Genomic DNA, 13462 nt, shown 5'->3' with positions numbered 1-13462 from the left:
GGGCCATGGTCAAACGGCAAGGCTGGCAGCGGCCCTGACGGCCTGGGGGCGGGGCAGGTAATCAGCCGCCGAGCTGCCACAAGGCGTGGCAGGCCGGCGGTTCATGGCTGAGCAACAGATTCAGGGCGCCTGCTTAACGCGCGCTGGCCCACTTTTCCACGGCCAGTACATCGGCGATTTTCTCGCTGTAGGTTGCGGCATCGAGGTCTTCTGCGTTGCACAGGACTGCGACGGTGATATGGGCGTCGGGGAAATCCAGGAACTGAGTCGAGTAACCGGCCCAGCCGCCTGAGTGTTCGAGCAGCCGCGTCCCTTTGTACAGTTTGGGCGACAAGCCCATCGCATAATCCTCATGATCGATGGCGACCCGTGGGCCGGCTCTGGACATGACGGCCAACAGGTTGGGGCCACCGACAGTACCGTTTTGCAGATTGGCGCCCCATTTCATCAAGTCACCGACGGTGGAGTGCACTTGTCCGTCGCCGGTCACCTCCCACGGGCTTTCATACAATCGAGCGCCCCCCCAGAACGAGCGCTTGTAGCCGCGGGCGACCTCGAAGGTCAAAGGGTAGGTGTCGACGATCTGGGTGTGGTTCATCTCCAGCGGCTTGAAGATGGCCTGTTCGGAGAACTGGCGAATGCTTTTTCCGCTGACCCTCTCGACCACCAGCGACAACATGAAGTAGCCGGTATTGCTGTACGAAAACCGGGTGCCGGGAGCGAATAACGGTTGTTTCTCCGCTGCCAGCAATTGCAACGCCGTGGCCTGGCTCAGTGGCTTGGTATCAGGTATGCCTTGCGCCTCGGCCGCGTCCTCGTAGCTTGGCAGGCCACCGGTGTGATGGAGTAAATGGCGCAGGGTCACCGGATCGGCGTAGCTGCCCAGTTCAGGAACGTACTGGCGAACAGAGTCATCCAGCGACAGTTTTTTCTCAGTGGCCAAGAGGTGAATGGCAAACGCGGTGAATTGCTTGGACACGGACGCGAGGTTGAATACCGAATCTGCAGTCAGCGGCTTTTTCTTCTCGATGTCAGCAAACCCTGTCGCGCCTTGTATGACAAAGGCATTCTCTTTCTCGGCACTGAACACACAACCTGGGCCAGCTTTTCTGGAGAGCTCCTTGAAAATTCGGCCCATGTCGTTTTTGACTTGCGCAGGTGTGGTCTGAACCACCTGGCTAAAATGTTCGGCTGCCGGCGTACTCAGAAACAGCCAACTGACATCCATGGTGTTCTCCCTTACGATTTTTTACAGGTGCAACGATCAGAATTGCAGGTCGTTGGTTAACAACCTGAGAAACTTCAACCTGCTGCCTGTCGTGTCGGTTCAATGCTGCGCAACCGTCGGACAGGCGTCAGGCAAGCGAAAAAATCATAATGGTTATGATGGTTTTTAACCTGAGGGATTTTGTGAAGAAGTGCACCGCGCGGTTATGGCTTCTACGCTGTGCTGTTCACGACGCCTGGGTCGGATCACCCAGTTGCTCGAAATAGCTCGCCGATACGCTCATGTGAATACCAGCTCGAAAGGTTGCTGCAGCCGTGCCAGCGCCTCGCGGTCGAGTACCGGCGGTGTCTGCTCGTCGGCCTGCAGCTGGCTGGTATGGGCAGCGATGGCCTGCTGCTTGAGGGCCAGCACCGCGCGGTCGAGAAACAGCTTGTGGGCGCGCTGCCAGGGCAGCCGCGGATCGCTCGGACGGGCCCAGTGCCAGGCCCGGACCGGCACCTCGATCAAGCGCGCGCCGACGGTTTCACAGGCCCGGGCACAGGCGCGGCCCACAGCCTCATGATCGCAATGGCCGTCCAGGCGCCAGGTGGTCAGTACCTGATCGCTGGCGCTTAACAGCTGCACCAGGCGTTCAGCCAGCCAGCGTTCATGGTTGGCCACGGCGCTATCAGCCAGGCCCAGGCGCAGCCAGGTCAAGCGGGTCAGATCCAGGCCCAGGCGACGCAGGGCGTCGGCACTTTCCCGCGGGCGTTGCTGGCGCAGGCGTTCACTGGTCCAGTGGCGCGAATCAGGGTGGCTGGCTTCGCCATCGCTGACCGAGATCAGCAGCAGATCCTGCTCGCGGCCACGCATGCCGGCCAGCACGCCGCCGCAGCCGAGCACCTCGTCATCGGGGTGTGGGGCGACCACCACCAGGCGGCGGCCAACCGGTACCAGTTGAGCATGGGTGATGGCCGGCACCGCCTGCAGCGTCGCCGAGGATTGCCAGTGCACCAGCGGCGTACCGGGTGCGCGCATCGGATTTTGCGATTGCTGCAGGGTCATAGCTGCCAGCCTCCGTCGGGTGCTGCACTCAATTGCCGGCCCAGGTGAGCATCGTTCATGAAGTCGACTCCCGGGGCGAAGGGGGGGTGCCGTTGGTGTTCTTTTTCAGGCCGCGCAGGTTCATCGCGCACAGGCATACCTGCAGCACGATCAGCGCCCAGGCCTGGGCGTGCCAGCCCCAGACTGCCCACAGCAGGTTGCTGGCGATGAAGCAGACAAAACCGATCCGCCGCCGCCGCGGTTGACGCGAGCCGATCCACCAGGCGGCCAGGATCGTTGCGAACATGGCCGGCCATTGCAGCAGGTCGATCCAGTCCAGGTCGTCCATTATTCAAGCCCCAGGCGGCGGCGCAGGTCCTTGCTGATCGACTGGCGTACCTGACCGTAGTCGGCCCAGGGGTCATCGCCCTCGGCCAGGCGTTCGCCGAGGTTGAGCAGGTGCCATTGGTTGGCGCCCTTGAGCGCGGTCAGCTCTTCCCGGCGAATCGGCACCGACACCGCCAGGCCTTCGCGGGCGCGGATTGAATAGGCGCAGACCGTGGTCGCGCCTTTGCCGTTGCGCAGGTAATCGATGAAGATTCGTCCGACCCGGTTCTTCGGCCCGGACACCGCCGACAGGCGCTCGGGGAATAGCCCGGCCAGGTGCTGGACCATGGCCTGGCTGAAGCCCTTGACCTCGTCCCAGCCGGCACGGCGGGTCAGCGGCACGACAATGTGCATGCCCTTGCCGCCGCTGGTCTTGAGGAAAGACTGCAGCCCCAGTTCGTCGAGCAGCGCCAGGGTCAGTTGGGTGGCTTCGAGCATGGCCTTCCACGGCAACGCCGGGTCCGGGTCGAGGTCGAGGATCAGCCGGTCGGGCTTGTCGAAGTCCTTGGCGGTGGCGTTCCAGGTGTGCAGTTCGAGGGTGTTCATCTGCACTGCGCCCAGCAGGGTTTCAGCCTGGTCGATGATCATCAGCGCCTGGCCGGCTTCGGCCTTGTCGTGGCTTTCAAGGCCGGGGATGTTCAGTTGCGCGGCGTTCTTCTGGAAGAACAGCTCGCCGGCCAGGCCATCGGGTGCCCGTACCAGGGCCACGGGGCGGCGCTTGAGATGGGGCAGGATCCACTCGGCGACCTGGGCGTAGTACTCGGCCACCTGGCGCTTGGTAATGCCGGTGCTGGCATCGATGACGCGTTCCGGGTGGGTCAGGTGCAGGTTGGAGGGGTGGCTTGCCGGGGTTTTCACGGGCTGCTCCAGGCCGATGGCCTTGGCCGGTTTGTCGTCGCGCAGGCCATGGAACACCGAATGGCGCACCACGCCGTCGCGGGTCATCTGCGCATAGGCGACCTCGGCCAGCAGCGTTGGCTTGAGCCAGTGCACACCTTTGGCCTCGGCGCCGGTTGGCGGCCTGCGGAACTGCGGCTTGGCGACTTCAAGCGGCGCCAGGCGCTGGTGAATCTGCGCCAGGGTCGCGCTGTTGAAACCGGTGCCGACCTTGCCGGCATAGCGCAGCTCGCCACGCTCATCGTGCAGGGCCAGCAGCAGTGCGCCGAAGGCCTCGCGCGAACCCTTGGGGTCGGTAAAACCGACGATCACGAACTCCTGGCGCTGCTTGCACTTGAGCTTGATCCAGTCGCTGCTGCGCCGGTTCAGGTAACTGCTGCCCAGGCGCTTGCCGATCAGGCCCTCCAGCGCCATCTTGCAGGCGCTGTCGAGCAGCGACTCGACGGTCTGGTCAAAGTCGGCAGAAAAGCGCAGGCGTTTTTCATCGGCTTTCTCCAGCACCTTCGCCAGCGCCGCGCGGCGCTGCTCCAGCGGGCACTGGCGCAGGTCCATGCCGTTGAGGTACGGCAGGTCGAACAGGTAGTAGAGGATCTGCTCGTCGCGGGCCTGGTCGAAGGCATTTTGCAGGGCCTGGAAATCCGCCACGCCATGTTCGTTGGCCACCACCATCTCGCCATCGAGCCAGGCCGATTGCACGCCGAGCTTGGCCAGGGCCTTGGCCTGTTTGGGCAGCTTGGCGGTCCAGTCATGGCCGTTGCGGGTGAACAGGCGCACCGCGTCGCCGTCGATGCGGGCGAGGATGCGGTAACCGTCGAATTTCACTTCGTAGCGCCAGTCGCCCTCGGGCGGAGTTTCCACCAGGGTCGCCAGCTCCGGCTTGAGCGAATCGGGCAGGGCGGCTTTCCTGGCGCCGCTGAGTTCGGTTTTGCTCGCGGGCCTGGTCTTGCTTGTGGCTTTGCTCGTCGCGGCCTTGGGTTTGCGCGCGATCAGCGTACGTTCGCTGAGCACGCTGTCCGGTTCGGCCTCGAGGATGTCGTAGTCCGCCTGCGGGCGCGCCTGGGCATCGTCGGACTTGATCAGCAGCCACTGCTCCTGCTTGCCGGCCAGGTGGGTGCGAAACAGGTTCCAGATCCCCGAGAGTTTCTCGCCCTGCAGGCGAAAGCGCAGCTTGCCCTTGGCATAGGCCGTGTGCGGATCTTCTTCGGGGATCCACACACCACGGTCCCAGACAATCACGTCACCGGCGCCATAATGGCCTTCGGGGATTTGCCCTTCGAAGTTGGCGTAGTCCAGCGGGTGGTCTTCGACGTGCACGGCCAGGCGCCGGACCTTTGGGTCCAGCGACGGGCCCTTGGGGATGGCCCAGCTTTTCAGGGTACCGTCCAGCTCCAGGCGAAAGTCGTAGTGCAGGTGGCTGGCGTCGTGTTTCTGGATGCAGTATTGCAGGGCGTGGGCGGTTTTTTTGCCTCGGACAGGGTTACCAGCCGGCTCCGGTGTGGCGTCGAAATTGCGCTTGCGCGCGTACTCCTGCAACGGCTTGGCCATGGCGGTGTCCTGCGGCTTTTGGACGGGTCCTAAGCATTGGGATTGGGCGGCAGGGCTGGGAGTTCAATCGGCTTTTGTTCGAGGTGGGGCTGCTGCGCACCCCATCGCCGGCAAGGCCGGTTCCCACAGGATTCGAGTGCGCCGCTATCCTGTGGGAGCCGGCTTGCCGGCGATCGACCGCGAAGCGGTCGCCGTATCAGCCCTGTTTCTTGATAATCGCCTCACTGATGCTCGCCGGCGCTTCGGCGTACTTGGTGAACTCCATGGTGTAGCTGGCGCGGCCCTGGGTCATGGAGCGCATTTGGGTGGAGTAACCGAACATCTCGCCCAATGGCACCTCGGCGCGTACCACTTTGCCCGCCGGGGTCTCGCCGCCTTCCTGGATCATCCCGCGCCGGCGACTCAGGTCACCCATGATGTCGCCCTGGTACTCCTCGGGAGTCACCACTTCGACTTTCATCACCGGCTCCAGCAGCACCGCGCCGCCTTTTTGCGCCAGTTGCTTGGTGGCCATTGACGCCGCGACCTTGAAGGCCATTTCGTTGGAGTCGACGTCGTGGTACGAGCCATCGAACACCGTGGCCTTGAGGCCAATCAGCGGATAGCCGGCCAGCACGCCGTTCTGCATCTGCTCTTCGATACCTTTCTGGATCGCCGGGATGTACTCGCGCGGCACTACGCCGCCGACCACTTCGTTGACGAATTCCAGGCCCTCTTTGCCTTCCTCGCCCGGGGCGAAGCGGATCCAGCAGTGGCCGTACTGGCCGCGCCCGCCAGACTGGCGAACGAACTTGCCTTCGATCTCGCAGGTGTTGCGGATCTTCTCGCGGTAGGCCACCTGGGGCTTGCCGATATTGGCCTCGACGCCGAACTCGCGGCGCATGCGGTCGACGATGATGTCCAGGTGCAATTCGCCCATGCCGGAGATGATGGTCTGCGCGGTCTCTTCATCGGTGCGCACCCGGAACGACGGGTCTTCCTGGGCCAGCTTGCTCAGGGCGATGCCCATTTTCTCCTGGTCGGCCTTGGTCTTCGGCTCGACCGCCACCGAGATCACCGGGTCCGGGAAGTCCATGCGTTCGAGGATGATCGGCTGGTTGATGTCGCACAGGGTGTCGCCGGTAGTGACGTCCTTCATGCCGATCAGCGCGGCGATGTCGCCGGCGCATACGTCCTTGATCTCGGCGCGCTGGTTGGCGTGCATCTGCACCATGCGGCCGATGCGTTCCTTCTTGCCCTTGACCGAGTTGAGCACGGCGTTGCCGGAGCTGAGCACGCCGGAGTAGACCCGGGCGAAGGTCAGGGTACCGACGAAGGGGTCGGTGGCGATCTTGAACGCCAGCGCCGAGAACGGTTCGTTGTCGTCAGCGTGGCGCTCCAGGTGCTTGTCTTCGTGGTCCGGGTCGGTGCCGTTGATCGCCGGGATTTCCGACGGCGCCGGCAGGTAGTCGATGACCGCGTCGAGCATCAGCGGCACGCCCTTGTTCTTGAATGACGAGCCGCAGATCGCCGGCACGATCTGATTGGCCAGGGTACGTTGGCGCAGGCCGGCCTTGATCTGTTCGTTGCTCAGCTCCTGGCCGTTGAGGTACAGCTCCATGAACTCGTCATTGGCCTCGGCAGCAGCTTCGATCATGTGCGCGCGCCACTCGTTGGCAAGCTCGAGCATGTCGGCCGGAATCTCTTCTTCGCGGTAGCTGGTGCCCTGGTCGTCTTCGTTCCAGTAGATGGCCTTCATCTTCACCAGGTCGATCTGCCCGGCGAAGTGCTCCTCGGCGCCGATCGACAGCTGGATCGGCACCGGGTGGTGACCCAGGCGCTGGTCGATCTGCTTGACCACGCGCAGAAAATCCGCGCCCTGGCGGTCCATCTTGTTGACGTAGGCCAGGCGCGGCACATGGTACTTGTTGGCCTGGCGCCAGACCGTCTCCGATTGCGGCTCGACGCCGTCGGCGCCGCTGAACACCACCACTGCGCCGTCGAGCACGCGCAGCGAGCGCTCCACCTCGATGGTGAAGTCGACGTGGCCGGGGGTGTCGATGATATTGAAGCGGTACTTGTCGGCGAACTGTTTGCTTGAGCCCTGCCAGAACGCCGTGGTCGCCGCCGAGGTGATGGTGATGCCGCGCTCCTGCTCCTGGGCCATCCAGTCCATGGTCGCGGCGCCGTCGTGCACCTCGCCCATCTTGTGGTTGACCCCGGTGTAAAACAGGATGCGTTCGGTGGTCGTGGTCTTGCCGGCGTCAACATGGGCGACGATGCCGATGTTGCGGTACAGCTCGATGGGGGTGGTGCGCGCCATGAGGGGTCACCTGTGTGTGATGCGGATGAAGAGGGTACTCCCAAGGTAGCAGAAGTGCGCCGGCTTGCACGGCGCGGCATGGCTGAACAGGCTTCATCCATGGCCTGAGTAACCATCGGTTGTAAAGCCAGTGGTGCTGACGCTTAATCGTTCTATTCGATGCCTGCTGGAGTACGACAATGCCGCTGGAAAAATCCGTGAACGCCTGGTGCCAGAGCCATCCGCTGATCGCCGAACTGGTGGCGTTGCGCCCGACCAGCTGGTTCAACCCGGCCCTGGCGCCGAGCGCCGAAGCCCTGGGTGATGTGGCGCTGAGCGCTGAAGATATTCACGAGGCCAGCGCCAGGCTCGAACGCTTTGCCCCGTTCATCGCCTCGGCCTTCCCCGAGACCGCAGCCGTTGCCGGCATCATCGAATCGCCGTTGTTGCCGCTGCATGCCCTGCAGGCGGTGCTCTGTGCCGAACAGCAACTGCCGCCAACCGGCGCCCTGTGGCTCAAGGCCGACAACCTGCTGCCGATTTCCGGCTCGATCAAGGCCCGCGGCGGCATCTATGAAGTGCTCAAGCACGCCGAAGACCTGGCCCTGGCCGGTGGCCTGCTGCAGCCGGGCGATAGCTACGCCAAGCTCGACAGCGATCAGGCCCGGGCCTTTTTTAGCCAGTACAGTGTGGCGGTCGGCTCCACCGGCAACCTGGGCCTGTCGATCGGCATCATCAGTGCGCGCCTGGGCTTCAAGGCCACGGTGCACATGTCCGCCGATGCCCGCCAGTGGAAGAAGGATCGCCTGCGCGCCTGCGGTGTCGAGGTGCGTGAGTACAGCGCCGACTACAGCGTGGCGGTGGAGCAGGGGCGCCAGGAGGCCGAGGCCGACCCGCACTGCCATTTTGTCGATGATGAAAACTCGCTGAACCTGTTCCTCGGTTACGCCGTGGCGGCCGAGCGCCTGCAGCGCCAGCTGGCAGCGCAGGGCATACAGGTCGACGCCGAGCATCCGCTGTTCGTCTACCTGCCCTGTGGCGTCGGCGGTGGCCCTGGCGGCGTGGCCTTCGGTCTCAAGCATATCTTCGGCGATGCGGTGCATTGCCTGTTCGCCGAGCCGACCCATTCACCGTGCATGTTCCTTGGCGTGTACACCGGCTTGCACGACGGTTTGTCGGTGTATGACTTCGGCATCGACAACCAGACTGCCGCCGACGGTCTGGCGGTGGGGCGGCCCTCGGGCTTTGTCGGGCGCTCGCTGCAGCGCCTGATCGACGGCTACTACACCGTCAGCGATGCCACCCTGTACCGCCAGCTCGCACAAATGCAGGCGTGTGAAGGCATCGAGCTGGAACCGTCGGCACTGGCCGGGCTGGCGGGCATGTTCAGTGTGTTGCAAGAGCAGCAAGGCTACCGTCAGCGTCTGGGTCTGAGCGATGAGCGCATGGCCCGCGCCACCCACCTGGTCTGGGGTACCGGCGGCAGCATGGTGCCGCGCGACGAGATGGACCGCTACCTGGCCAAGGGCCGCGCCGTGCTGGCCGGCAATTGAGCATGCTCAACCTGCCCGATCGCCTCGGCACCCGCTTGAGCGGCGCCCAGTTCGCCAATCTGCACACCTTCCTCGCGGTCGCCCGGCACCTGAGCTTCAGCCTGGCGGCGCAGGAGCTGTGCCTGACCGCCAGCGCCGTCAGCCATCGTATCGCCCGCCTGGAGCAGGCCCTGGCGCTACGCCTGTTCGAACGCCTGACCCGGCGCATCCGCCTGACCGTCGAAGGCGAGCGGCTCTATCAGGTGCTGCAAGGCTTCGAAGCGCAACTGCAGGAAGCCCTGCAGCCTTCGACGCAGGAAGTCAGCGGATCCCTGAGCCTCTATGTGCGGCCTTCGGTGGCCCAGCACTGGCTGGTGCCGCGCCTGGCGGATTTTCAGCAGCGCTATCCGCAGGTCAGCCTGGACATACGCACCGGCAACGACCCGGTGGATTTTCGCACCCGTCCGGTGGACCTGGCCTTGCTGTATGGCGACGGCGAGTTTCCGGGGCTGGTCAGCCAATTGTTGATGGACGAGCGGGTCGCCCCGGTGTGCAGCCCGAAGTACGCCGAACGCCACGGCCTGATCGGCCACCCCGAGCGTCTGGCCCAGTGCACCTTGCTGCACGATGCCCTGGCCTGGGAACACGCCGCCTTTGACGCCGAGTGGCAACGCTGGGCCCGCGAGCAGGGCGTGCAGCAGCACCTGCCCGCCAGCCACCTGACCTTCGACCGCTCCGACCTGTGCAGCGCCGCCGCCAGCCACCATGCCGGTGTGGCCATGGGGCGCCAGCGCCTGGTGCAGCCGTTGCTTGATCAGGGCGCGCTGATCCTGCCCCTGGTCGGCTTCAGCCAGACGCCGGGGCAGGGCTATTACCTGGTGCATCCGCCGCACGATCCTTTGCCGCTGCGCTTGCGGGTGATGATTGAGTGGTTGCAGGGGTGTGTGCTCAGCTGACCTCGGCCGTCGTGCACAGGCGTGCCAATGGCGTGAGCTCGCGGGCAAAATGTTCGATCGCCAGCACATAGCCGTGGCTGCCGAAGCCGGCCAGCACTGCCTTGGCCACCAGCGACACATAGGAGTGGTGGCGGAAGGCTTCACGGCGGTGGACGTTGGAGATGTGCACCTCGATCACCGGCACCTCGGCGGCAATCAAGGCGTCATGAATCGCCACCGAAGTATGGGTCCAGGCCCCGGGGTTGATGACAATCCCGGCGACCCGGCCCCGGGCCTGGTGAATCCAGTCGATCAGCTGGCCTTCGTGGTTGGTCTGCTGGAATTCCAGCTTCAGTTCCAGCCGGCTGGCCGCCTGCTGGCAGAGGCTTTCGACATCGGCCAGGGTCTCGCGGCCGTAGACCTCCGGTTGGCGCAGGCCGAGCATGTTCAGGTTGGGGCCGTTGAGCACGAGCAGGGTTTTCATGGTGCAGGTTTCCAGTCAGGGTGTTGGCGCACAGGGCGTCGTAGGCGGGTAAAAAGGGCTCAGAGGCTGGCGGTGTGGACGATCTGGCCGCTGCGCGCGGCGCTGCTGATGGCTTCGACGATCTGCAAATTGCGCAGACCGTCACGCACGGTTACCAGTGGTTGTTGCTCGCCGCGAATCACCTGGCAGAAGTGCGCCAGCTGGCGGGCCAGCGGATCGGCGTTTTGCCGCGGCGCCACGGCAGTGCTGAAGGGCTTCCACCACGAGCGCTCGGCCCGCTGCTCGTAGAACTTCAGGCGCATGGTCGGGATTGACAGCGTGCCCCGGGTGCCGCTGATCACGTAGCAGTCTTCGTCGGCGTAGCTGGGGTAATCGGGGTTCTCCCGTGCGGTCTGTTCCCAGCTGCGGGCGCAGGCGGCGGTGTCGGACAGCATGAAAGTGCCCAGGGCGCCGCTGGCAAAGCGCAGGCTGATGGCGACGCTGTCCTCGACGGCAAAGCCGCGGGTGGTGCTGGAAGCCTGGGCCTGCACGGCGACGATCTCGCCGCACAGCGAACGCAGGTTGCCGATTTCGTGGATCATGTTGATCAACACTGGCCCGCCACCGATCTGGCGGCGCCAGGGCGCAGCGTCGAAATAGTCGTCGGGTTTGTAGAACAGCGCGCTGCCCATGACCGCCACCAGCTTGCCGAGCAGGCCCTCGGCGATCACTTCGCGGGCCTTGGCGAGGATCGCACTGTGGGCGCGATGATGGCCGACCAGCAGCCGCGCCCCGGTTTGCTCGGCGATGGCCAGCAGGCGCTTGCCTTCCTCCAGGGTGTGGGCCACGGGTTTTTCGATCAGCGCGGCGACACCGTGTTCAACGCAGGCCAGGGCGCCTTCGACATGCAGGTGATTGGGCGTGGCCAGGATCACGCCGTCCGGGCGTTGCTCGGCGAACAACTGCTCAAGGCAAGGGTAGAGGGCAACGCCGTGGGCGGCAGCCAATTCGGCGGTGGCCGGGGCCGGGTCGACCAGGGCGGCCAGATCGCACTCGGCGCTGGCCTGGATCAGTTCGATATGCCGGCGGCCGATCAGCCCGGCACCGGCGACGGCAATACGGATCTTGTGCATGGCGCTCTCATTATTGTTATGCGGACCGCGACAGCGGTTTTGTGAGAGGCTAATAAAAAAATCCCAGGAGATAATCGGGCCAGATGAAGATTCAGAATGCGCTACTAGCGAATAATGAACCGCTGTTGCGCGACCTGCAGTTGTTCTGCGAAGTGGCGCGGCGCTCCAGCTTCATCGCGGCGGCTACCGAGATCGGCCTGTCGCCGGCCCACGTCAGCAAGCGCATCGCCACCCTCGAGACGTTGCTCGGGGTCAAGCTGTTCAACCGCACCACGCGGCGGGTGAACATCACCAGCGATGGCGAGGCGGCGTTCATCTGGGCGCAGAAGATTCTCGAGAACGTCGAGTCGATGCTCGAGTCGCTGTCCGGGGCGCACAGCGAGCCGCGCGGCACCTTGCGCATCAGCACCAGCCTGCGCCTGGGTCGTGAGCACATCGCGCCGATCCTGTCGCTGTTGCGCAAGCGTTATCCGACCCTGGATATCTGGCTGGAGCTGCTCGACCGGCGGGTTGACCTGATTGGCGAAAATTTCGATATCGACATTCGCGTCGGTGAGGTGCAGGAAAAACACCTGATCGCCCATCGCATTGCCGAGAACAAGCGGGTGCTGGCGGCATCGCCGGAGTACCTGGCCCGGCGCGGCCCGGTGCGGGTAGCGGCGGAACTGGCCCAGCATGATTGCTTGCTGTTTCGCAGCCGCGACGATCGTTTCGGCGTGTGGCGGCTGGTTGGCCCGGGCGGGCCGGAAACGGTCAAGGTTACCGGGCCCATGGCCGCCAACCACAGCGATATCGTGCGCCAGTGGGCCATGGACGGGCACGGCATCATCATGGCCTCGTATTGGGACGTGGCGGGCAGCTTGCAGGAGGGCTCATTGCTGAGGGTGCTGCCGGCGTATCACCAGCCTGCGGATGTCTGGGCGGTGACGGCGGCGCGTTCGAGCCGTTCGGCGAAGGTGCGCAGTTGCGTGGCGTTCTTGCGTGAGCAACTGGCTGAGGGGCCGTTTGCGTTGGCGGTGGGCGGGTGAGGGCGCATTTGGCAGGACAGGCCTAATCGCTGGCAAGCCAGCTCCCACAGGTGCCACAGAACTGTGGGAGCCGGACTTGCCGGCGATGGGCTGCGAAGAGCAGCCCCGGGTACTCAATCGCCGGCCTGCACCTGCAGCATCCATTGCCCGTCAACCTCACGCACCAGGCCGCTGGCCAGGAACAACGGCAGCAAGCGCTTGTGCAGCTGCGGTTCGACGAAGCCTTTCACTGCCGTCAGGTCCAGCGCACCCAGCGCCGGCAGGTCGGCCTTGGTGTACGAGAGCCAGGCTTTCTTCAACGCATTGAGCACATCGCTGCCCGCCGTGTTGGCAAAGCGGCGGTTGAGGGTCTGGCCGTCGAGGACGAAGGTATGCTGGTACTCGTAGCCCGTTTCGTCACCGCCGCTGGTGCGGCAGCGGATGCAGGTGCACGGACCATCACCGAAGGCTTTGCCCAGGTAGTTGTTGAAATCCACCACGGGCTTGAGCCCCAGGCGCTTGTCGACCTCGAACATGTCCGAGGTCAGGTTCTGTTCAGCACTCAATGTCATTCCTCTGACAGGTTTTTACCGGGGGGCACAATACCAGCCGGGGCGGGCCGAGGGTACCTTCGTGCGTCGCCTCGTCGAAGGGCGCGGGCTTTTTCCGTGCTGCTCCATTACCCTATGCGCCCGTGAGCGTCAGCAGACGCCGATAGAATTGTCGTTGGAGTTCGACCATGTACAACTACACAGCCACCGTGACCGTCAGCGACGACCTGCATGCAGACGTTGAAGCCGTGGAAAACGTTGCGATTCGGGTGGGTCTTGAAGCCGTTACCGAGTCGCTGAAGAAGGTCCACTTTGTCGGTGCCCTGGCCGCTCCGGACAAGGCGACGCACATCTGTGTGACCCTCGACAACGGCCTGAGCTACTACGGCCCGATCGTTAACGGCCATGCCGAGCTGGAAGGCGGCTGGATCGCCTTTGAATGCGACATGCTTACTCCGCAAGAACTGGGCCTGTAATCCG

12 protein-coding genes are annotated in these 13462 nt (G+C 64.3%); 4 read left to right on the top strand and 8 right to left on the bottom strand.

Annotation, left to right across the window (positions count from 1 at the left end; translation table 11 throughout):
* Nucleotides 1-133: 133 nt before the first annotated feature.
* The 5 genes from CCOS864_RS14425 to fusA form a co-directional block, all read right to left on the bottom strand.
* Nucleotides 134-1228 (bottom strand): serine hydrolase domain-containing protein, encoded by a 1095-nt coding sequence (locus tag CCOS864_RS14425; RefSeq protein WP_205125911.1) that lies wholly within the window; start codon nucleotides 1226-1228, stop codon nucleotides 134-136.
* 279 nt (nucleotides 1229-1507) lie between these two features.
* Complete coding sequence (locus CCOS864_RS14420; protein ID WP_115086926.1) at nucleotides 1508-2272, bottom strand: PIG-L deacetylase family protein; 765 nt, start codon at nucleotides 2270-2272, stop codon at nucleotides 1508-1510.
* Nucleotides 2273-2327: 55 nt separating this feature from the next.
* A complete protein-coding gene (locus tag CCOS864_RS14415) occupies nucleotides 2328-2600 on the bottom strand; it encodes a hypothetical protein (protein ID WP_115086925.1) in 273 nt (90 codons plus the stop codon).
* A complete protein-coding gene (gene ligD / locus CCOS864_RS14410; protein WP_115086924.1) occupies nucleotides 2600-5080 on the bottom strand; it encodes a DNA ligase D in 2481 nt (826 codons plus the stop codon). The genes CCOS864_RS14415 and ligD overlap by 1 nt, the downstream gene beginning before the upstream one ends.
* A gap of 196 nt (nucleotides 5081-5276) precedes the next feature.
* Nucleotides 5277-7382, bottom strand: a complete 2106-nt coding sequence (gene fusA / locus CCOS864_RS14405) for an elongation factor G (RefSeq protein WP_115086923.1) — start codon at nucleotides 7380-7382, stop codon at nucleotides 5277-5279.
* A gap of 179 nt (nucleotides 7383-7561) precedes the next feature.
* On the opposite strand from fusA, the gene CCOS864_RS14400 reads away from it, so the two are divergent.
* On the top strand, nucleotides 7562-8914 hold the full coding sequence (locus CCOS864_RS14400) for a D-serine ammonia-lyase (protein ID WP_115086922.1): 1353 nt from the start codon (nucleotides 7562-7564) through the stop codon (nucleotides 8912-8914).
* 2 nt (nucleotides 8915-8916) lie between these two features.
* Nucleotides 8917-9849 carry a DNA-binding transcriptional regulator DsdC gene (gene dsdC / locus CCOS864_RS14395; protein ID WP_115086921.1) on the top strand — a complete coding sequence of 311 codons (933 nt, stop codon included), beginning with the start codon at nucleotides 8917-8919 and terminating at the stop codon, nucleotides 9847-9849.
* On the opposite strand, the gene aroQ is transcribed toward dsdC, so the two are convergent.
* Both aroQ and CCOS864_RS14385 read right to left on the bottom strand, forming a co-directional pair.
* The gene (aroQ, locus tag CCOS864_RS14390; RefSeq protein WP_115086920.1) at nucleotides 9842-10312 is read right to left on the bottom strand and encodes a type II 3-dehydroquinate dehydratase; all 471 of its coding nucleotides are present in this window, start codon (nucleotides 10310-10312) and stop codon (nucleotides 9842-9844) included. The two genes, dsdC and aroQ, sit on opposite strands and share 8 nt — an antisense overlap.
* A 59-nt stretch (nucleotides 10313-10371) precedes the next feature.
* Complete coding sequence (locus tag CCOS864_RS14385) at nucleotides 10372-11424, bottom strand: Gfo/Idh/MocA family protein (RefSeq protein ID WP_115086919.1); 1053 nt, start codon at nucleotides 11422-11424, stop codon at nucleotides 10372-10374.
* A gap of 83 nt (nucleotides 11425-11507) precedes the next feature.
* Here CCOS864_RS14385 and CCOS864_RS14380 point away from each other — a divergent pair, with 83 nt between their 5' ends.
* Nucleotides 11508-12452, top strand: a complete 945-nt coding sequence (locus tag CCOS864_RS14380) for a LysR family transcriptional regulator (protein ID WP_115086918.1) — start codon at nucleotides 11508-11510, stop codon at nucleotides 12450-12452.
* Nucleotides 12453-12565: 113 nt separating this feature from the next.
* Here CCOS864_RS14380 and CCOS864_RS14375 read toward each other — a convergent pair whose 3' ends face one another.
* Nucleotides 12566-13003, bottom strand: a complete 438-nt coding sequence (locus tag CCOS864_RS14375) for a hypothetical protein (RefSeq protein ID WP_115086917.1) — start codon at nucleotides 13001-13003, stop codon at nucleotides 12566-12568.
* A gap of 167 nt (nucleotides 13004-13170) precedes the next feature.
* Here CCOS864_RS14375 and CCOS864_RS14370 point away from each other — a divergent pair, with 167 nt between their 5' ends.
* Nucleotides 13171-13458 (top strand): hypothetical protein, encoded by a 288-nt coding sequence (locus CCOS864_RS14370; protein ID WP_115086916.1) that lies wholly within the window; start codon nucleotides 13171-13173, stop codon nucleotides 13456-13458.
* The last annotated feature ends 4 nt before the right edge of the window (nucleotides 13459-13462 follow it).

Origin of the sequence: Pseudomonas wadenswilerensis, from assembly GCF_900497695.1 — a bacterium.
GTDB classification, from domain to species: domain Bacteria; phylum Pseudomonadota; class Gammaproteobacteria; order Pseudomonadales; family Pseudomonadaceae; genus Aquipseudomonas; species Aquipseudomonas wadenswilerensis.
This window is presented reverse-complemented; position numbering and strand designations above follow the sequence as displayed.